Annotated in this window: 15 protein-coding genes; 8 read left to right on the forward strand and 7 right to left on the reverse strand. The window is 73.0% G+C overall.

Going from position 1 to position 19,484, the window contains the following annotated elements; translation table 11 throughout:
• The first annotated feature begins 6 nt into the window (after positions 1-6).
• Genes FXF51_RS53280 through FXF51_RS53295 form a run of 4 tightly spaced genes read left to right on the forward strand, consistent with a single transcriptional unit; the run spans position 7 to position 7,140 of the window.
• A complete protein-coding gene (locus FXF51_RS53280; RefSeq protein ID WP_148442516.1) occupies positions 7-1,263 on the forward strand; it encodes an ATP-grasp domain-containing protein in 1,257 nt (418 codons plus the stop codon).
• The gene (locus tag FXF51_RS53285; protein ID WP_187415058.1) at positions 1,260-2,576 is read left to right on the forward strand and encodes an ATP-grasp domain-containing protein; all 1,317 of its coding nucleotides are present in this window, start codon (positions 1,260-1,262) and stop codon (positions 2,574-2,576) included. The genes FXF51_RS53280 and FXF51_RS53285 overlap by 4 nt, the downstream gene beginning before the upstream one ends.
• Entirely contained in the window at positions 2,573-3,799 is a 1,227-nt protein-coding gene (locus tag FXF51_RS53290; RefSeq protein ID WP_148442518.1) for an MFS transporter, read from the forward strand. Before FXF51_RS53285 ends, FXF51_RS53290 begins: the two co-directional genes overlap by 4 nt.
• Positions 3,800-3,846: 47 nt before the next feature.
• On the forward strand, positions 3,847-7,140 hold the full coding sequence (locus FXF51_RS53295; protein WP_187415059.1) for an AfsR/SARP family transcriptional regulator: 3,294 nt from the start codon (positions 3,847-3,849) through the stop codon (positions 7,138-7,140).
• Positions 7,141-7,217: 77 nt separating this feature from the next.
• Here FXF51_RS53295 and def read toward each other — a convergent pair whose 3' ends face one another.
• Positions 7,218-7,763, reverse strand: coding sequence for a peptide deformylase (gene def, locus FXF51_RS53300; protein WP_262380476.1), 546 nt, complete (start codon positions 7,761-7,763; stop codon positions 7,218-7,220).
• A gap of 137 nt (positions 7,764-7,900) precedes the next feature.
• On the opposite strand from def, the gene FXF51_RS53305 reads away from it, so the two are divergent.
• Complete coding sequence (locus tag FXF51_RS53305) at positions 7,901-8,707, forward strand: methyltransferase domain-containing protein (RefSeq protein WP_148442520.1); 807 nt, start codon at positions 7,901-7,903, stop codon at positions 8,705-8,707.
• Positions 8,708-8,725: 18 nt separating this feature from the next.
• On the opposite strand, the gene FXF51_RS53310 is transcribed toward FXF51_RS53305, so the two are convergent.
• Entirely contained in the window at positions 8,726-9,241 is a 516-nt protein-coding gene (locus tag FXF51_RS53310; protein ID WP_148442521.1) for a hypothetical protein, read from the reverse strand.
• A gap of 57 nt (positions 9,242-9,298) precedes the next feature.
• Complete coding sequence (locus FXF51_RS53315; RefSeq protein ID WP_148442522.1) at positions 9,299-10,228, reverse strand: hypothetical protein; 930 nt, start codon at positions 10,226-10,228, stop codon at positions 9,299-9,301.
• Between the two features lie 133 nt (positions 10,229-10,361).
• On the opposite strand from FXF51_RS53315, the gene FXF51_RS53320 reads away from it, so the two are divergent.
• Complete coding sequence (locus FXF51_RS53320; protein ID WP_148442523.1) at positions 10,362-11,303, forward strand: GNAT family N-acetyltransferase; 942 nt, start codon at positions 10,362-10,364, stop codon at positions 11,301-11,303.
• Between the two features lie 36 nt (positions 11,304-11,339).
• On the opposite strand, the gene FXF51_RS53325 is transcribed toward FXF51_RS53320, so the two are convergent.
• Positions 11,340-11,993, reverse strand: a complete 654-nt coding sequence (locus FXF51_RS53325) for a nucleotidyltransferase domain-containing protein (RefSeq protein WP_262380477.1) — start codon at positions 11,991-11,993, stop codon at positions 11,340-11,342.
• 45 nt (positions 11,994-12,038) lie between these two features.
• Here FXF51_RS53325 and FXF51_RS53330 point away from each other — a divergent pair, with 45 nt between their 5' ends.
• Both FXF51_RS53330 and FXF51_RS53335 read left to right on the forward strand, forming a co-directional pair.
• A complete protein-coding gene (locus FXF51_RS53330) occupies positions 12,039-13,904 on the forward strand; it encodes a propionyl-CoA synthetase (protein ID WP_148442525.1) in 1,866 nt (621 codons plus the stop codon).
• A 95-nt stretch (positions 13,905-13,999) separates the two neighbouring features.
• Positions 14,000-16,828, forward strand: a complete 2,829-nt coding sequence (locus tag FXF51_RS53335) for an NACHT domain-containing protein (protein WP_148442526.1) — start codon at positions 14,000-14,002, stop codon at positions 16,826-16,828.
• On the opposite strand, the gene FXF51_RS53340 is transcribed toward FXF51_RS53335, so the two are convergent.
• The 3 genes from FXF51_RS53340 to FXF51_RS53350 all read right to left on the reverse strand — a co-directional run bounded on the left by FXF51_RS53340 (position 16,829) and on the right by FXF51_RS53350 (position 19,467).
• Positions 16,829-18,019, reverse strand: coding sequence for a sensor histidine kinase (locus FXF51_RS53340; RefSeq protein ID WP_262380478.1), 1,191 nt, complete (start codon positions 18,017-18,019; stop codon positions 16,829-16,831).
• 8 nt (positions 18,020-18,027) lie between these two features.
• Positions 18,028-18,684, reverse strand: a complete 657-nt coding sequence (locus FXF51_RS53345; RefSeq protein WP_148442528.1) for a response regulator transcription factor — start codon at positions 18,682-18,684, stop codon at positions 18,028-18,030.
• Positions 18,685-18,873: 189 nt separating this feature from the next.
• On the reverse strand, positions 18,874-19,467 hold the full coding sequence (locus tag FXF51_RS53350) for a response regulator transcription factor (RefSeq protein ID WP_222871877.1): 594 nt from the start codon (positions 19,465-19,467) through the stop codon (positions 18,874-18,876).
• Positions 19,468-19,484: the final 17 nt, after the last annotated feature.

Here is a 19,484-nt window from a genome sequence, read left to right on the forward strand (position 1 = left end):
ACGCGCATGTCGGAGCATGTATGCATCGTGGAGCCGCTGAGCTCGGGAGCCGGGCTGCCCGCCGCGGCCAAGGCGCTGGGCGCCCACGTCAGCGTGATGGCGCTGGACGCGGGCCCGGTCCGGCTGGAGGACTCCTGCCGGCCATGGATCGACACGCTGATCCGGATCAACGTCAGCGACACGGACGCGGTCCTGCGCGCGGCGGAGCGGCTGCACGACACCCACCCGATCACCGCGGTGATCCCCGGATTCGAATACTTCGTCCCGCTCGCGCACCGCCTCGCGGCCCGGTTCGGCCTCGCCTGCAACGACCTGCGCCACATCGACGCCCTCCGGCTCAAGGACCGCATGGCGGAACGGGCACGCCAGTGCGGGCTGCGCATTCCCCGCACCCACAAGGTCGCCACCGAGCGGCAGGCTCTGAAGGCGGCCGGCGACGTCGGCTATCCGGCCGTGGTGAAGGCCCCCGACACGGCGGCGAGCTGCGACGTCTACAAGGTCCGCTCCCCGGAGGAACTGCTGGAGTGCTGCGCGCGCATCTGGCGCCGGCCGCCCGAGGCGGACTGGGAGTACCCGGTGGCCGCCTTCGCCCTCGTCCAGGAGATGATCACCGGACCTGAGATCAGCGTCGAGACCGTCGCCTTCGGCTCCGGCCCCGCGCTGGTCAACGTCACCGACAAGCTGGTGACCGACGGCCCCCACTTCGTCGAGCTGGGCCACACCGTGCCGTCCGCCCTGCGGGGGCCCGAGCTGGCCCGCGTCCACCGCTTCGCCCAGCGCGTCCACGAGGCGTACGGGATCCGCGTCGGCGCGGCCCACATCGAGCTGCGGCTGCGGGACGGCGACCCGGTGCTGATCGAGGTCGGCGCCCGGCTCGCCGGCGATCGCATCATCGACCTCGTCGAGCTGGCCACCGGCGTGGACATGACCAGGGAGACCGTCCGCGCCTTCCTGGGGGCGCGCGCTCCCGAACGGGAGCCGGCCCACGCGGGCGGCGCCTGCGTCCGGTTCATCACCGCGCCCGCCGCAGGACGTTTCCGGCTGGACGGCTCCGCGGCGCTGCGGTCGCCGTCCGTCCACGACCTCGTCCTCCCGGCGGAAATCGAATCCTCGGGCTTGCTGCGCGACTACCGCGACCGGCACGGACACCTCCTCGTCCGGGCCGGGACGGCGACCGAAGCGGCCCAGCACGCCGACAAATGCCTCGGCCTCATCACCTTCACCCCCCTGCCGGCCACACCCCACCCCCGGAGCAGCACATGACCGCCAAGACCCCGGCCATGCTCGTCATCGGGCTGAGCCTGTCGACGGGCCTGCCCACCTTCGTCGAGGCCTGCCACCGGCAAGGCGTCGCCGTGGTGGTGATCTGCGAGCCGTTCCAGCGGGACACGCCCGCCGCCAGGCAGCTCACCGAGCTGTACGAGCGCCGCCTCGCCCTGGCCGACGTGCCCGTCGAGGTGGCCGTCCTCGACTCGGTCCGGGTGCTGAGCGCCGTCCAGCGCCTGGCGAACAACCTGGAACTGAAAGGCGTGTACGCCGACAGCGAGAAGCACGTGGAAGTGGCGGCGCGCGTGGCCACCATCTACGACCTGCCCGGCCCCGGCCTGCGCGCGGCCACCATCTCGCGCAACAAGGTGATGCAGCGGCTGCTCTGCGCCGCGCACGGGGTGGCCGTGCCGCCCTTCACCGTCGCCACCACGGCGGACGAGGCCTACGCGTTCCTGGCCGAGCACGCGCCCGTGGTCGCCAAGCCCTGCTCCAGCTCGGGCAGCGACGGCGTGCGCCGGCTCGACTGCGCCGCCGACCTGAAGGACTACCTGGCCGAGGCGCGCAACGCCCCCTTCCTGCTGGAGCGGTATCTGGCCGGGCGGGAGATCAGCGTCGAGTGCCTCGTGCTCGACGGCCTGCCGATGCTGACGAACTTCACCGGCAAGGGCAAGGGCGCGGAGCCGTACTTCGTGGAGACCGTACAGGTCGTGCCCGCGGAGCTGGCCGCCGGGCAGCAAACCGCCTTCGCCGGGCTGGCCATGCGGATCATCGAGCTGACCGGGATGGAGACGGGCATCCTGCACCTGGAGGCGATCGACTGCGGGACCGTGTACCCGGTCGAGTGGGCGGTTCGCGAGCCCGGCCACGCCGTCATGGACCTGATCAACTGGCGCTACGGCGGGCAGGCCACCCCCTTCCTGGTCGGCATGCACCTGCGCCACGACCTGCCGCAGGTGCCCGCTCCCGCCGCCGAGCGCATCGCCCTGACCGTCTTCATCGACCTGCCCCCGGGCACGATCGTCCGCGTGCGCCAGGACCGCGACCCCAACACCATCCCCGGCGTCGTCGACTTCGACTTCTACGGATCCCCCGGGGACGCCACCGGCTACGCCCACGACAACTGGAGCACCTTCGGCGCCTACAGCGTGTGGGCCGAGAACAGGACGGACCTCGTTCGCGTCCTGGACGACCTCGACGCCGCGTTCGGCGTGCTGCTGCGCGCGGCCGACGGCGGGGAGACCTGGTGCTGCGTGTCGTCGCAGGCCCGCGCCGAGATCTTCGGCCACGACGCGTCCCCCACGCCATGAGAGGCCTGCCCCGGCAGGTATGGGTGCTCCTGTCGCTGACGCTGATCACGGTCGCGGCCGACTTCATGGTCATCCCCTACTTCGCCGTCTACTTCTCCCAGGTCCTGGGCCTCGGCATCGGGTTCGCGGCGGCCGTGCTGACGGCCTTCACCCTGGTGTCCAAGGGGGCGCAGGTCCTCGGCGGCCACCTCACCGACCGGCTGGCCCCCGACCGGCTGCTGACGGCGGGGTTCTGCCTGATGGTGACGGGCTTCTCGACGCTGTCGATCGCCCGGTCCGCGCCCGTCGCCACCGCCGGCATCCTCCTGCTGGGGCTGGGCGACGGCTGCCTGGTGATCGCGATGAGATACAAGCTGATCAGCGGTTGCGAGGCCGGGCTGCGGGCCCGCGTGTTCTCGCTGACCTCGGTGTGCTTCAACCTCGGGTCCATGGTGGGCCCGCTCGCCGGGGTCGCGGTGTTCGCCTTCTCGCCCTCGCTGACCTTCGCCTGCGCGGCCGGGATCTACGTCCTGTCCTACGCGGCGCTGCGCCTGCTCACCGCGCCCGCCGCGCCCTCGCCGGCCCCCGCCGCCTCCCCGGGCGGGGCCAGGCCGGCGTTGCGGGAGATCCTCACCCACCGGCCGCTGCTCCTGGCGGCGCTGCTCATCATCGCCTTCTGGGTGAGCTTCTCGCAGTTCCAGTTCTCGATCCCGCTCGTGGTCACGGCGCTGGACAGCGTCCACGGCACGACCACCGTCGCCACCCTGTTCGTGCTCAACGGCGCCCTGATCGTCGCCTTCAGCCTGCCGCTGACCCGCGCGCTGGAGAAGCTGCCCGCCCGGATCCCGATGTTCGGCGGCTTCCTGCTCACCCTGCTGGGCTTCCTTCTGCTCGCCGCCGTCCAAGGGCTCCAGGCCTCGTACGCGTGGATCTACCTGCCGATCGTCGTCCTGACCGTGGGCGAGATCCTCTTCACCACCTTCGCCAGTACGCACGTCGCCGCCATCGCACCCCCGCACCGGCTGGCCACCTACCTCGGACTGCTCGGCCTGCTGTCCGGGCTCGGCACGGCCATGGGCAACGCGCTCACCGGAGCGCTCGTCCCGCCCCTGCTGACCGGCGGCCTTCCGTGGCTGATGTGGGTGATCATCGCTGTGGTGTCCGCGCTGCCGCTGGCCGCCCTGCCGGGACTGCGAGGCGCGCGGGCGCGTAGTTTGATCCACTCCTCTTCTCACGGATCATGACCTAGATCATAATGACGGCGACGATTCCCGTGCGAACGGAGAAGGTCGTGAAGATCCGGTTGCTCGGACCACTCCAAGTCGCCCGCAGTGACGGATGGGCGACGATCCGCGCACCTCAGCAGCGTGCCGTGCTGGCGGTGCTGCTCCTCGCGAACGGCAGCCTGGTCACGATCGACCGGCTCATCGACGAGCTGTGGGGCGAACGGCCGCCCGCCTCCGCCCACAACACGATCCACGCGTACGTGATGCGCCTGCGGCGAGTCCTCACCGGCGAACTCGGGCACCGCCTGATCACCCGCCCCCCTGGATACCAGTTCCAGGTCGAGACGCAGGCGCTGGACTGCGGCGTCTTCGAACGGCTCCTCACCGAAGGGCAGGCCGACCTGGCCGCCGGACGCTGGGAGCCGGCCTCCGAACGGCTCACCCAGGGGCTCGCTCTCTGGCACGGCTCCGCCGCGCTGGCCGACGTGCCCTCGACCCCGGCGGTCGAGGCCGAGCGGGCCCGGCTGGACCGCTTCCGGCTCACCGCCCTGGAGGCCGGCATCGACGCGAACCTGGAGCTGGGGCGGCACGCCGAAGTGCTGCCCGAGCTCGAACGGCTCGCGGCCGAGTACCCGCTGCGGGAGAACCTCCGCCGTCTCCTCATGCTGGCGTTGTACCGGTGCGGGCGGCGTACCGACGCGCTCGAGGTCTATCGCGAGACCCGCCGCCTGTTCATCGACGAGCTGGGCATCGAGCCGGCGAAGGAGCTCCGGGACCTGGAGCACACCATCCTGCGGGACGAACGGCCCCTCGGCACGGCACCGGGCTCGCGCGGTCCTGCCCGGCTCCGCGACAACCCCCGCGACCCTGCCCGGCTCCGAGACGACTCACGCGATCCTGCCCGGCTCCGCGACAACCCCCGCGACCCTGCCCGGCTCCGAGACGACTCACGCGATCCTGCCCGGCTCCGCGACGAGCAGCCCGCCGCCCCCGACACGACGCCACGCACGCGTCCGGCCGGGACAGGGCCGGTGGAAGCGGGGCCGGTGGGAGCGGGGCTGGTGGGAGCGGGGCCGGTCGGGGCGGGGCTGGTCGGGGCGGGGCTGGTCGGGGCGGGGCCGCCGTGCATGCTGCCGCCGGACATCGCCGACTTCACCGGCCGGGAGGAGCAGGTGCGGCAGCTCATGGCCCGGCTCGCCCGCGACGACGAGACGACGGCCCCGGCCGTGACAGCGCTGTGCGGCCACGGCGGCATCGGCAAGACGGCGCTGGCCGTGCACGTCGCGCACCGCCTCCGCACCCGCTTCCCCGGCGGCCAGCTCTACGTCGACCTCCACGGCGCCGAGCAGGACCCGGCAGACCCCGGCGAGGTACTGGCCCGCTTCCTAACAGCGCTGGGCGCCGACGGCAGAGCGCTCCCCACCAGCACGGAGGAGCGCGCGGAACGGTATCGCGGGCTGCTGGCGCACTCCCGGCTGCTGGTCGTCCTGGACAACGCGGCCAGCGAACGCCAGATCAGGCCGCTGCTCCCCGGCAGCCCGAGCTGCGCCGTGATCGTGACCTCCAGGCGCAGGCTCCGTTGGATCAGCTCCCAGCCCCTCCACCTCGACGTCCTCGAATCGGGCTCGGCCCGTCAGCTGCTGACCAGGATCGTCGGCGCCGAACGCCCGGCCGGCGCGCCCGAGGCCGCCGAGACGATAGTGCGGCTCTGCGGCTACCTGCCGCTCGCCATCCGGGTGGCCGGCGGACGGCTCGCCGCGCGGCCGCACTGGCCGCTGGAGCGGATGGCCACCCGGCTGCTGGACGAGCGGCAGCGGCTGGACGAGCTGTCCGAGGACGACATGGCGGTACGGGCCAGCCTGGAGCTCAGCTACGCCGCGCTGGAGCCCGGCAGCCGGTTCTTCTTCCGCTCGCTCGGCCTGCTCGACGTCCCCGACTTCGCCGCCTGGCTGCCGGCCGCCATGCTCGACATCGCGGTCGAGCAGGCCGAGACCCACCTGGACTCCCTCCTCGACGCCCAGCTCCTCACCTGGGCCGGCACCGACGGGCTCGGGCAGAACCGCTACCGCTTGCACGACCTCGTCCGCCTGTACGCCCGCGAACGCGCCGAGCACGAGGACCCTGCCGAGGTGCACGCCCAGCTCCGCACCCGCGCGCTGGGCGCCTGGCTCGCCCTCGCGGAGACCGCCGACCAGCTCCTGTCCGAACGTGTCGCCGCCGACATCTACGGATCGGCGCACCGGTGGCCTCCCGATCCGGCCATCGTCCGGGCGGTCCAGGCGGATCCCACGGCGTGGTTCGACAGCGAGCGCGCCGCCCTGCCCACGCTCATCGCCCAGGCGGGCGCGGCCGGCCTGGACGACACCGCCTGGGAGCTGGCCGCCACCGCGATCAACTACTTCGCGTTCCGCGGCCTCTACCACAGCTGGCTGCAGACCCACGAGCTGGCCCGCCAGGTGTGCGCCCAGTCAGGCAACCGCCGCGGCGAGGCCGTCATGCTCCGCAACCTCGGCTATCTGCGCATGACGGGCGTCAAGGCGACCCCGAGGATCATCCTGGTCGGAGCGGAGTCCGCGCTGGAGACGTTCCGGCAGACCGACGACCTGCACGGCCAGATCGACGCCCAGTTCCTGTGCGGGGTCGCGCTGCGCCACAAGGGCGACTTCGGGCAGGCGCACGCGCACGCGACCGAGGCCATGGCGGCCGCGATAACGGCGGCGTACGAGCTGGGCCAGGGCCGCCTGTGGTACCTGCGGGCCATGATCGCGCGCGAGCAGGGACGTCCGGACGCCGCCGGCTACGCCGAGCTCAGCTTCAAGCTCGCCGAACGCAGCGGCGCCATCCACGACCGGGTGCTGGCCCTGTGGGAGCTGGCTGCCGCGCCCGCCGACACGGGTGCCGCACGGCAGCAGACGCTGGAGCGCGTCCACGACCACATCGACGTGTGCCGCAGGCGCAGCGAGCGGCTGCTGGAGGCGTACCTGCTGCTCTGCGCGGGCAACCTCGACCGCGCCCTGCGGCGGGCGGACGCGCGGGACGAGATCGAGCGCGCGCTCAAGGTCTTCGAGACGTACGCCGTCCCCCTCGGCCGTACCGTCGGCCTGCGGCTGCTCGGTGAGCTCGACCACGCGGCGGGGGAGTACGCGCACGCGTGCGGCTACCTCCACGACGCCGCCGAGATCGGCCGCCAGACGAACAACACCTACGAGCAGGCCCTCGCGCTGAAGGCCCTGGAGGCCGCGTGGCACGCCAGGGGGGATCGCGACGCGGCGCGGCAGGCGCGGGAGGAGGCGCTGGCGCTGTTCAGGAAGCTGAACAACCTGCGCGAGGTCGTGGAGATCACCGGCCTCATCCGCTGACCCGCCGCGCCACTGTCCGCCGCGCATGTGTCAGCCGCGCATGCCATCTCGCCGCGCCTGCTGGTCCCACCACGCTGCTATCCGGCCGCGCCGCTGTCCCGTGCGGTGGCGAGGGACTCCTGGTACGCCGCCAGCACCTGCTTGCGCCGCTTGACCGGCAGCCGGTCGATGTACAGGTACCCGTCGAGATGGTCGGTCTCGTGCTGCAGGCATCGGGCCAGGAACCCGGTGCCCTCGACCGTCACGGGCTCGCCGGCCGCGTCGAAGCCCCGCACGGTGGCGCGGTCGGACCGGGCGAGCGGCGCGTACTGGCCGGGCACCGACAGGCACCCCTCGTCGCCGCCGTCGAGGCGCCGCTCACCGAGCCCCGGCACCTCCAGCACCGGGTTGACCACGACGCCCTTGTGGCGCACGTCCTGGTCGTCCGGGCAGTCGTAGACGAAGACGCGCAGCGGCACGCCGATCTGGTTGGCGGCCAGGCCGACGCCCTCGGCCGCGTACATGCTGGCGAACATGTCGTCCACGAGCGCCGCCAGTTCCCCGTCGAACCGGGTGACCGGCTCGCACGGGCGATGCAGCACCGGGTCCCCCACGGTCACGATCGGCCGGACCTCTCCCACCACCAACGCCCCTTCCTCGGCTGAATCCGGCACAAGTCTACGCAGTCTCCGACATGTCTCGAAATATAAGACAGTTTCTCTTGAATAGTGAGATGGCGTTAGGGTTGCGGCAACGTCGCCGAGACCGAGGGAGTTCACCGATGGACGCCGTCTACACGCATGGCCACCACGAGTCCGTGCTGCGCTCGCACCGCTGGCGCACCGCGGAGAACTCCGCCGCCTACCTGGTGCCGCACCTCAAGCCGCACATGAAGATCCTGGACGTGGGCAGCGGCCCCGGCACGATCACGGCCGACCTGGCGGCGCTCGTCCCCGACGGCCGGCTGACGGCGTCCGAGGTCACCGCGGACGCGCTGGAGCTGGCCAAGGCCGAGGTGGCGGCCAGAGGTCTGACGAACGTGGACTTCGCCGTGGCGGACGTGCACGCGCTGGACCACCCGGACGAAACGTTCTGCGTGGTCCACGCCCACCAGGTGCTGCAGCACGTCGGCGACCCGGTGCGGGCGCTGCGGGAGATGCGGCGGGTCACCAGGCCGGGCGGGTTCGTGGCGGTGCGGGACAGCGACTACGCGGCGTTCACCTGGTGGCCGCGGGTTCCGGCGCTGGACGAGTGGATGGCGCTCTACCAGCGGGTCGCGCGCGGCAACGGGGGCGAGCCCGACGCGGGGCGGCGGCTGCTGTCCTGGGCGCGGCAGGCCGGTTTCGAGGACGTCACCGCCACGTCCAGCACCTGGACCTTCGCCGACCCGGAGGACCGGGCCTGGTGGGGCGGGATGTGGGCGGAGCGCATCGTGAGCTCCGCGATGGCGGAGCAGGCCGTGGCCACCGGCGCCGCCACGGAGGCGGACCTGCGGCGCATGTCGGAGGGGTGGCTGGAGTGGGCGGCGGCCGGGGACGGATGGCTGTCCGTCCTGCACGGCGAGATCCTCTGCCGCGTCACCACCTGACCGGACGCGGAGCGCTCGTCAGAAGCCCAGGGTGCGCACCCGCTGCCACTGCGGGTCGCGGTAGAGCACCATGTCCGTGCCCACCATCTCGTCGGGCGCCGACAACATGGTGATCTCACCCGCCGCCTGCAACTGCAGCAGCAGGTCGCGCACCCGCGGCCCCACCGGCAGCCGCCCCGTGGGCAGCCCGAGCCCGTTGCGCACCGTGTCGGCCACCTCGGACAGGCGGAAGGGCCCGTCGAACGCCGCCACGACCCCGCGCACCACCGTGATCGTGATCAGGTGCTCGGCCTCGGCGTGCGCGAGCTGCCAGGTCACCTGCTCCCTGCGCCGCCCGGTGCCCGCGCAGGACGTGCAGGGCCGGCTCAGCTCCGGCGCCACCTCCTCCTCGGCCGTGCCGAGACAGGCCGAGCACAGGCCGTTCTCGGCGGCGTGCAGCTCGGCGGTCATCCGGCCGCCGAGGATCACGCCGCAGCCGCAGGCGAACGCGTCGCCCAGGATGCCGGACCGGGGGGAGATCGCATGCTCACTCACCGAGCCGACTCTACCCCCGCCCCCGCCGTCACAGGGCCACCACGGGTCACCCGGGCCTCACCCCCGCAGGTCGGCCAGCCCCCTCAGCCGCCGCAACGCCTTGCGTGCCGCCGCCACCACCCGCTCGTCCGGATGATGGTCGATGAACACCCGCAGCACCTGCCCCGTCCACGGGTGATCGCCGAACGCCAGGATCGCGATCGTCCCCGCCTGCTCCTCGGGCTTCATCCCCATCGCGATCGACTCGATCACCTCGCCCGTCTCCCCGCCGAACTCCAGCAGCGCCGCCGCCATGTCGACCAGCACCCAGGCGATCTCGTCCGGCGTCGGCTGCCGCTCCTCCCGCCCGGTCCTGGCCGCGATCACCGCCCCCAGCTTGGGCTCCTCCAGCAGCCGGGCCAGCGCCTGCCGCCCCTCCTCGCCGAACGCCGTGGACAGCAGCTCCACGCCGACCGCCCGGCTCAGCGGGCTCACGGCGCCCAGCACGGACGCGATCTCGTCCGCCGCCGCCTGCTCGTCGCGGCCCTCCAGCCACCCGGCCAGCTCCTCGCCGCGCTCACTCTCCGGATACGACCGCAGCCCGTGCAGCAGCGTCGCCGCGTCGGCGTCCGCGAGCGTCCCCATGACGGGGATGTCCTGCCCGGTGGTCTCGGCGATGATCTGCCGCGCCACCCACAGCCCGAGCCAGCTCAGCGTGTACGGCTCCGCCTGCCGCACCAGGCCGAGCCCCGTCAGCGTCGGGGACGCCTTGCCACTGAGCGGCTCCCTGGACAGGAACAGCCGGACCAGCTCCAGCAGCAGCCCCTCGTCCCCGGCCAGCCGCTTGCGGCAGTGCTCCGCCCAGAAGGCCAGCACCTCCGTGTCGTCCCCTTCCGGCTGCAGCGCTCCGGCCATGGGAGCGGCGCGCACGGCGGACGCGAGCGTGGCCTTGCCGGGCAGCCGGATGGGGGGCTGCAAGGGCAGCGTGTCGTCGTCGTAGGAGCTCACCCGCCCATCCTTTCGCGAGTTCTCCGCTAGAGTGGCCCGCCGACGCCGAAAAGTCAGAAGAAAGGAGGCGCACCGAGATGTTCGGCACGTTCCGTGGCGCTCGCCGCGCCCGCTTCTGCTTCCCGGAGGATCCATGCGTTTCCGTCCCGCCGTCGAGGACGATCTAGACCGCCTGCTCGGCTGCGTCGTCGACGAGTCCATCAGCTGGTCCCATCCCGACCGGCTGCTGTCGTTCCTGGAGAGTGGCAACTACCGCTACGACCGCGTCTGGCTCGCCGAGGACGAGCCGGGCGGTGAGATCATGGCGCGCGCCGTGTGGTGGGGCTTCCCCGGCGACCGGCCGCTCGCGCTCGACTGCCTGTACGTCGCCCCCTCGGCGCCCGACCGCGTCGGCCTGGCCGCCGAGCTGCTGCGCCGGGCCCATGCCGCGTTCGGCGAGTCGCCCGCGTACCACGTCTTCGTCTCCAACGGCTGGCGCGACGACCCGAAGGCGAGCGCGGCCATCGCGTGGCGGTGGGAGGCCGCGGGGCGCGCGGGGCTGACCGACGAGCTCGAACGCCTGCGCTACGAGTGGACGGCGGCCGACGCGGCCGTGCCCGAGCCGTCCGGCCGGCTGGAGTTCCGCGAGGAGGACGACGACGAGGCGTTCGTGTCGGCGTTCGTCAGGGTGGCGGCCGGGACGCTCGACCACCACACCCGCCAGGCCCTGGCCACCATGGGGCCGCAGGAGCAGGCGCGCGAGGACCTCCGCGACCTCAGGTCCATGCCGGGCGACCGGGCGTGGTGGCGGCTCGCCTACGACAAGGCGGGCGAGCTGGTGGGGGTCGCGCTGCCGTCGGCGAACAACGCGGGGCCCGTGGTGGGCTACCTCGGGGTGGTGCCGGAGAAGCGCGGCCACGGCTACGTCGACGACCTGCTCGCCGAGATCACGCGCTGCCACGCCGAGCGCGGCGTGCAGCGCGTCGTGGCCGACACGGACGCGGGCAACGTGCCGATGGCCCGCGCGTTCGAACGGGCCGGATACCGCAACTTCTCCGTGAGACTGGTCCTGTCGGCCGATCCCGCCGCGACGTGATGGCGCGGCGGGCCCCTACCCGCCGCCGCGCGAACGTCACGGCCGCCCCCGCGGCAGGTTCTCCTGCCGCACCCGCACCAGGAACTCCTCCACCCGCCCCCGATCCGGCGACGCGGGCAGGGCGCCGGGCTCCGCGGTCAGTTCGGCCGACAGGGCGGCCCGCCAGGCGAGCAGCGAGTCCCAGGGCATCTCGCCGCGCCGGACCGCGAGCAGCCGCTCCCGGTGCTCGGCCATCCCGACGAGTGGTTCGCCGTGCCGGACCAGGTGCAGCCCGCTGATGAGCAGCCGGATCATGTGCATGGCCTGCTTCCAGTTGGGCCGTTCCGGGTCGAGCCGCCGCAGTTGCGCCTCGGCGTACCCGGCGAAGGAGCGTTGCGCCCGTACGGACAGGAAGGCCTCGCGCAGGTCGCGCAGCCGCTGCCCGGCGGGGGTGATCACCTCGACGAGAGGGGACCACAGGCACTCCAGGACGGTGGGGTTGGCGTCGAGAGCCAGCCCGCAGAAGCGCTCCACCTCCCAGGAGAACTGTTCGGGCAGCGGCCCGTCCCGGTGCGTGGGCGGCTTGTCGAGCCGCCAGAAGGCCGAGGTCGGCGCCACGAACACGCCGCGCCGGTCGGTGTCGGAGTCGTCGGTGTCCAGTTCGTACGCCCTCGACCCCACCACCACGGAAAGGATCACGTCATCGCTCACCCGGATATCTTGCGTCATGGGGCCGCGGGCTGTTCTGATCGACGGGTGAGCGCTTTCGACGAGGTCTACCGGCGCAGCATCGACCAGCCCGAGCAGTTCTGGGGGGAGGCGGCCCGCGGGATCGACTGGGACGTGGCGCCCGCCACCGTGTACGGCGAGGGCCGCTGGTTCCCCGACGGACGGCTCAACACCTGCCACAACGCCCTCGACCGGCATGTCGAGCGGGGCCGCGGCGAGCAGGCGGCGCTGATCTACGACAGTCCGGTGACCGGCACGGTCCGCGTGTACACCTATGCCGAGCTGCTGGACGAGGTGGCCAGGGCGGCGGGCATGCTGCGGGGGCTCGGGGTGGCGGCGGGCGACACCGTGGTGATCTACATGCCGATGGTGCCGGAGGCGGTGGTCGCGATGCTGGCCTGCGCCCGGCTCGGGGCGGTGCACTCGGTGGTGTTCGGCGGGTTCGCGGCCAGGGAGCTGGCGGTGCGGATCGACCACGCCAGGCCCAAGGTGGTGCTGTCGGCGTCGTGCGGGATCGAGCCGGCGCGGGTGGTGGCGTACAAGCCGCTGCTCGACGACGCGCTGGAGCAGGCGGAGCACCGCCCGGAGCGGTGCGTGATCCTGCAGCGCCCCCAGTGCGTGGCGGAGCTGCGCGAGGGCCGGGACCTCGACTGGGCGCGGGCGGTGGCGGGCGCGCAGAGCGTGCCGTGCGTGAGCGTGGCCGCGACCGACCCGCTGTACATCCTGTACACCTCGGGCACGACGGGCATGCCGAAGGGTGTCGTGCGCGACAACGGCGGCCACGCGGTGGCGCTGCACTGGAGCATGGCGCACGTGTACGGCGCCGCCCCCGGCGAGGTCTACTGGGCCGCCTCCGACGTGGGCTGGGTGGTGGGCCACTCCTACATCGTGTACGCGCCGCTGCTGGCGGGCTGCACGACGGTCCTGTACGAGGGCAAGCCGGTCGGCACCCCGGACCCGGGCGCGTTCTGGCGGGTGGTGGCGACGCACGACGTGCGGACGCTGTTCACGGCGCCGACCGCAATCCGCGCCATCAAGAAAGAGGACCCTTCCGGCAATTTCGCGAAAAAGTGGGACCTGTCGGGGTTGCGGTACCTGTTCCTCGCGGGCGAGCGGCTCGACCCCGACACCTACCACTGGGCGGGCGACCTGCTCGGCATCCCCGTCATCGACCACTGGTGGCAGACCGAGACCGGCTGGCCGATCGCCGCCAACTGCGTCGGCATCGAGCCGCTGCCCATCAAGCCAGGCTCCCCGACCAGGCCGGTGCCGGGCTGGGACGTGCACGTCCTCGACGGCGACGGCGACGACTGCCCGCCCGGCACCGAGGGGTCGGTCACCGTGAAGCTGCCGCTGCCGCCCGGCGCGCTGCCCGCCCTCTACCGCGACGAGGCCCGCTTCCACCGCTCCTACCTGGAGCGCTACCCCGGCCACTACCTGACGGGCGACGGCGGCCACCTCGACGGCGACGGCTACCTCTACGTCATGGGCCGCATCGACGACGTCATCAACGTGGCCGGGCACCGCCTGTCCACCGGCGCCATGGAGGAGGTCATCGCCGCCCACCCCGACGTCGCCGAGTGCGCGGTGATCGGCGTGGCCGACGAGCTGAAGGGCCAGCTCCCGATGGGGTTCGTGGTGCTCAAGGCGGGCGCGGAGCGCGACCCGGAGGAGATCGAGCGGGAGCTGACGGCGCTGGTGCGCGAGCGCATCGGCCCGGTGGCCGCGTTCCGCCGCGCCGTCGTGGTGTCCCGGCTGCCGAAGACCCGCTCGGGCAAGATCCTGCGCGCCACGATGCGCAACATCGCCGACGGCGACCCGTACGACATCCCCTCCACCATCGAGGACCCGGGCGCGCTGCCGGAGATAGCACAGGCCGTGAAAGGAACGTGACGCGCGGGTGACGTCTCGGTCGCTGTGGCGAACAAGCCTGCGCCGATCGGGGCGTTCATCGCATGATGGGACATCCCAGTCCCAGGGAGAAGGCCATGATCGACACCCCGAGCTACGCCGACGCCCTGAGGATTCTCGGCTGCAAGGACGGCAGGCTCGTCAAGGTGATCGGGCTCGCCTCCGAGGCCGAGCGCACCGGCTGGGCGCTGGCGGGCGGCACCCGGCTCACCACGAGCCTGCGCGACATGCGCGACGGCATCGTCTCCTACGGCGAGGACCTCGTCCGCCGCATGCCCGAGCTGAAGAGCGGCGTGAACCGCTTCACGCGCACCCAGCGGCTGGCCGCGGCGCACGCCGCGATCGTCGTGGCGGCCTGGTTCGAGGCGCTCGGCGAGGCGAAGCTGCCCTTCACGCTGGACCAGCTCGACCGCGGCGACCGCATCTCGCACGGCGTGCCGACGGCAGAACGCTACGCCAGGCTGCTGGCGGGCCTGCTGCTGGAGCGGCTGCCCACGCCCGAGCCGCACGTGCCGTACGCCGAGACCCGCGCCGACGTGGAACGTGCCTACCTGCGCATGTCCGAGGCCATGACCGGGTACGTCGGCGGCCTGTCCGTCTGGGACGAGCTGGCCGTGGAGGACCAGCTCGCGCTGCCCCGCCTGCTGTCGGAGGGGCCGACCGCGCACGCGCTGCGCATCTACGACGAGGACTACCGGTCGCTGGCGCTCGACAGCCACGAGTTCGGGGTGCGCAGCCTGGTCACCGAACGGCCGCAGCCGGCCACGGCGCTGTCGCGGGTGGCGTGGCTGCTGGCCGAGCTGGCCCCGCCCCGGGTCGGCGACCGCCCGATGATCCACCAGGTCAGGATGGCCGCCAACGCCCTCGACCAGCCGCTCCTGCTGGCCGGCAAGCTGCCCGAGGACGTCTACCTGCCGCTGCTCGGCGAGGGCTACCTCAGCCCGCGCTGCCGGGTGGCGGAGCTGAGCCGCGAGTCCTCGCCCGCCGAGCGGAGCTGGTGGGACAGGCAGCGGCTGCTGCCCGACGCGGAGGCGTTCCTGGTCGGCCACCTCACCTCGCTGCGCGCCACGCAGACGCCGCTGCTCGTGCTGGGCGAGCCGGGCTCCGGCAAGACGAAGCTGACCGAGGTGCTGGGCGCCCGCCTGGCCAGGTCGGAGTTCCTGCCGTTCCGGGTGGAGCTGCGCGCCGTGCGGGCCCTGGCGGACCTGGACGGGCAGATCGAGCAGGCCGTCGGCGAGGTGCTGGGGCGGGAGGTGCCCTACGCCGACCTGGTGGCCGCCGGTGACGGCGCGATGCCGGTGATCCTGCTGGACGGCTTCGACGAGCTGGTGCAGGGCGGCCTCAACCGCTACGACTACCTGGAGCGGGTGCGCGAGTTCCAGGCCAGGGAGGCGGCGCTCGGGCGGCCCGTCGCGGTCATCGTGACCAGCCGCACGGTGGTGGCCGACCGCGTCCGCTTCCCCGACGGGCTGCTGGCGCTGCAGCTCCTGCCGTTCGACGACGACCAGGTGCGCCAGTGGCTCGACATCTGGGACCAGGCCAACCGCGGCCTGCTCGCCAGGCGCGACCTCAAGCCGCTGCCCGCGCGGGCGGCGCTCGTCCACGGCGAGATGGCCAGGCAGCCGCTGCTCCTGCTGCTGCTCGCGCTCTACGACGCCGGCGGCAACGCGCTGCAGCACGACCACGGCCCGCTGCGCAGGTCCCGCCTGTACGAGGTGCTGCTGCGCGACTACACCGAACGCGAGACGGGCGGCGCCCGCCGGGTCGTCATCGACCAGGAGCTGGTGCTGCTCGGCGCGGTCGCGCTGTCCATGCTGGCCCGCGGCAGCCAGGTCATCACCGACGAGCAGCTCGACCGCGACCTGCCCGCCCTCTGCCACGGCGGCGAGGACGACCAGGACGACGAGGAGGAACGCGTCGACTGGGCGCGCAAGGCCACCGAACGCTTCTTTTTCGTGCGCAGGAAGGGGCACGCGTTCCTGCACTCCACGTTCGGCGAGTTCCTGGTGGCCTGGCTCACCCTGTACGCGCTGCGCGACCTCGACCGGCGCCGCCGCCTGGCGGGCGACGAGCCGCTCGCCGTCGTCCAGGCGGTGGACGACGACCTGCTGTACGCGGTCACCTCCCACTCGTGCCTGGCCGAGCGCGGCCCCGCCGTCGGCTTCATCGTGGAGCTGCTGGAGGAGGTGCCGGCGGCGGTGCGGGCGCGCTGCGCCGAGTTACTCGCGGGCCTGCTGCGGCGGGCCCTGTACGAGCGGACGCGCCGCCACTTCACCGGCTTCCGCCCCGTCCGGCACACGATCACCCGCCGCCTGGCCGCCTACTCGGCCAACCTCACCCTGCTCATCGTCGCCGTCTCGGACGAGCCCGTCGCGGTGTCGTCCATCCTGCCGGGGCCCGGCCACCTGGAGCGCTGGTCGGCGCTCACCCACCTGTGGAAGGGCCAGCTCGGCGTGGACGGCTGGGCCGGGCTGGTCACCGCGCTGTCCGCGCACCGCGTGGTGGTGGACGGCGAGGAGGACGTCGTGCTCGGCGGCACGGAGCCCAGCGGGATGGGCGACGTCGTCGTCGCGGTCGCCACCGGGCACGCGCCCCGCCACCGCAGGCTGCTCGACCTGCTGCTGCGGGCGCTGGGGGAGGGGCAGGCGCTGCCGTTCCGCGACCGCGCCGGCATCCTGGACGAGCTGCTGCGCACGGTCGCCGTCCGCTCGCCCGCGATGCACCAGGCGCTGGGCGCGATGTGGCACGAGGAGGGCGCCGACCGGGCCGCGCTCAAGCCGCTGCTGCAGGCGATGCTCGCCGACCCGGCCGACCGGATGGCGACGTGGGAGCAGCTCGTCAAGTCCGGCGTCCCCGAGAGCGCGCTGTGGGAGATCCACCAGGACGTCCTGCACCCGGACGGCTGATCACTGCGTCGAGGCGGGGTCGGCGGGCAGCTCCACCGTGATCGTCAGCCCGCCCTCGTCACGCGGCCTGGCCAGCACCGTCCCGCCGTGCGCCTCCGCGATCACCCGCACGATCGACAGCCCGAGCCCGCTGCCCCGGTCCGACCGCAGCCGGTCGCCGTGCAGCCGCCTGAACGGCTCGAAGATCGTCTCTATCTCGTACGGCGGCACCTGCAGCCCGGTGTTGGCCACCACCAGCTCCACCCGGTCGGCCCGCCCGCGCGTCGTCACCCACACCTCGCCCTTGGCATGGTTGTGCCGGATCGCGTTCTCCACCAGGTTCTGCACCAGCCGCTCCACCAGCACCGCCTCCCCGGCCGTCGGCGCGGAGTCCAGCAGCCGGTGGATGCTCACCTCCCGCTCGGCCGCCTCGGCCGCCGCCTGGTCGAGGACGTGCTCGGCCACGTCCGTCAGGTCGAACGGCCGCCGGTCCAGCACCGCCTGCTCGCCCTCGGCCAGCGCCAGCAGGCCGTCGATGAGGCGTTCGTGGCGGGCGTTGACCAGCAGCAGCGACTCGCCGAGCCGCTTGACGTCGTCGGTGGCGTCGGGGCGGCGCACGGCCACGTCCACCAGCGTGCGGTTGATCGTCAGCGGGGTGCGCAGCTCGTGAGCGGCGTTGGCGACGAACTTGCGCTGCCCGTCGAACGAGCGGGCCAGCCGGGTGTGCATCGTGTCGAAGGTATCGGCCAGCGCCTTGATCTCGTCGTGCGGGCCGTCGAAGCTGATCCGCTGCTTCAGGTCCTGACCCAGCAGGACCCGCCGCGCGTCCTGACCCAGCAGGACCCGCTGCGCCGTGTCGTTGACCGACCTGAGCGGGCGCAACACCCATCCGGCCGCCCGCCAGCCCAGCCCGAAGGCGAGCCCGGCCCCGCCCAGCACGCCGACGGGGCCCCAGACGCGGATGCCGGCCAGCGTGTCGGCCTGGTAGACGGCCCTGACCTGGTCGGCGCGTTTCCTGGCGACCTCGTACTGCTGCGAGAAGCGCTCGAACCAGCCGGGGCCGTACTGCTCCGGCACGTCCACCTGGATGTGCGCCGGCGTGAGCAGGCCGTTGCGGTACTCGAGGCTCTGCCGCACCACGACGTAGAGCGCGGCCACGACGGCGACGCCGAGCACCAGGAACACGCCGGCGCACGCCAGGGCGAAACGCATGCGCACGCTCATGGGATGCGGTACCCCGATCCCGGCACGGTCTCGATGACCTGCGGCTCGCCGAGCTTCTTGCGCAGCTTCATCATCGTCGTGCGCACCGTGTTCGTGAACGGGTCGATGTGCTCGTCCCACACCTTCTCCAGCAGCGTCTCCGCCGACACCACCGCCCCGCGCGCCCGCAGCAGCTCGGCCAGCACGCCGAACTCCTTACGGGCCAGCGGCACGTACCGGCCGTCGCGGAACACCTGCCGGTGCGCCCAGTCCAGCCGCACCCCCGCCCGCTCCAGCATCGGCGGGTCCGCCTTGCGCGCCCGCCGCCCGAGCGCGTGCACCCGCGCCACCAGCTCCTCGAACGCGAACGGCTTGGGCAGGTAGTCGTCGGCCCCCAGCGACAGCCCCGCCACCCTGGCCCGCACGTCGGAGGCCGCCGTCAGCATGAGCACCCGCACCAGCCAGCCCTGCTCCACCACCGCCCTGCACACCTCGTCGCCGTGCGTGCCCGGCAGGTCCCTGTCGAGGATCAGCACGTCGTAGTCGTGCACCCCGAGCCGCTCCAGCGCCGCCTCGCCGTCGTAGGCGACGTCCACGGCCAGCGCCTCTCCGCGCAGCCCCTCGGCGATCGAGTCGGCGAGCATGCGCTCGTCCTCGGCGATCAGAACACGCACCCGCGCCCCCCAAGATCTTCAAATGCCGTTCAGTGTGGAGGGCCCGGCATAACGCGGGCATAACCACCACTTCCCTGGCAGGCTAGCGGGATTCGCGGTCAGACCCGGCCGCGCTCCGCAGGTTCGCGATCAGATCCGGCCGCGCTCACCCGCCACGCGTGAGAGCCGGCCGCGCTCACCCGCCACGCGTCAGAGCCAGCCGCGCTTTTCCGCCACCCGGACCGCCTCCGCGCGGTTGCGCGCGCCCGTCTTGCCGATCGCCGACGACAGGTAGTTGCGGACGGTGCCCTCCGTCAGGAACAGCCGCCGGGCGATCGCCGCGACGGTCGGCTCGCCGGACGCCACCCGCAGCACCTCCGCCTCCCGCTGGGTGAGCGGGCTGGGGCCGGTGGTCAGCGCCGTCACGGCCAGCCTGGGGTCGATGACCTGCTCGCCCGCCATCACCTTGCGGACGGCCGCGGCCAGCTCGGCGGCCGGCGCGTCCTTGACCACGAACCCGGCCACGCCCGCGTCCAGCGCCCTGCTGAGGTAGCCGGGCCTGCCGAACGTGGTCACGATGATCACCCGGCGGTCGCGGAGCCGTTCGGCCACCTCCAGGCCGGACAGGCCGGGCATCTCGATGTCGAGCAGGATCACGTCGGGGTCGTGCTCGTACGCCGCCGCCGGCACCTCGTCGCCGCGGCCGACCTCGGCCACCACCTCGATGTCGTCCTCCAGGCCGAGCAGCGCGGCCAGGCCGCCCCTGACGAGGTCCTGGTCGTCGGCGATCAGCACCCGGATCACGCCGTCGGCGCTCATGC

Source organism: Nonomuraea sp. PA05, from assembly GCF_008086045.1.
Classification (GTDB): domain Bacteria; phylum Actinomycetota; class Actinomycetes; order Streptosporangiales; family Streptosporangiaceae; genus Nonomuraea; species Nonomuraea monospora.

Coding starts and splice junctions, on each gene's coding strand:
- FXF51_RS53340 (WP_262380478.1), bottom strand. CDS start 18,019: ATGCGTTTCGCCCTGGCGTGCGCCGGCGTGTTCCTGGTGCTCGGCGTC.
- FXF51_RS53305 (WP_148442520.1), top strand. CDS start 7,901: ATGGACGCCGTCTACACGCATGGCCACCACGAGTCCGTGCTGCGCTCG.
- FXF51_RS53335 (WP_148442526.1), top strand. CDS start 14,000: ATGATCGACACCCCGAGCTACGCCGACGCCCTGAGGATTCTCGGCTGC.
- FXF51_RS53320 (WP_148442523.1), top strand. CDS start 10,362: ATGCGTTTCCGTCCCGCCGTCGAGGACGATCTAGACCGCCTGCTCGGC.
- FXF51_RS53280 (WP_148442516.1), top strand. CDS start 7: ATGTCGGAGCATGTATGCATCGTGGAGCCGCTGAGCTCGGGAGCCGGG.
- FXF51_RS53285 (WP_187415058.1), top strand. CDS start 1,260: ATGACCGCCAAGACCCCGGCCATGCTCGTCATCGGGCTGAGCCTGTCG.
- FXF51_RS53290 (WP_148442518.1), top strand. CDS start 2,573: ATGAGAGGCCTGCCCCGGCAGGTATGGGTGCTCCTGTCGCTGACGCTG.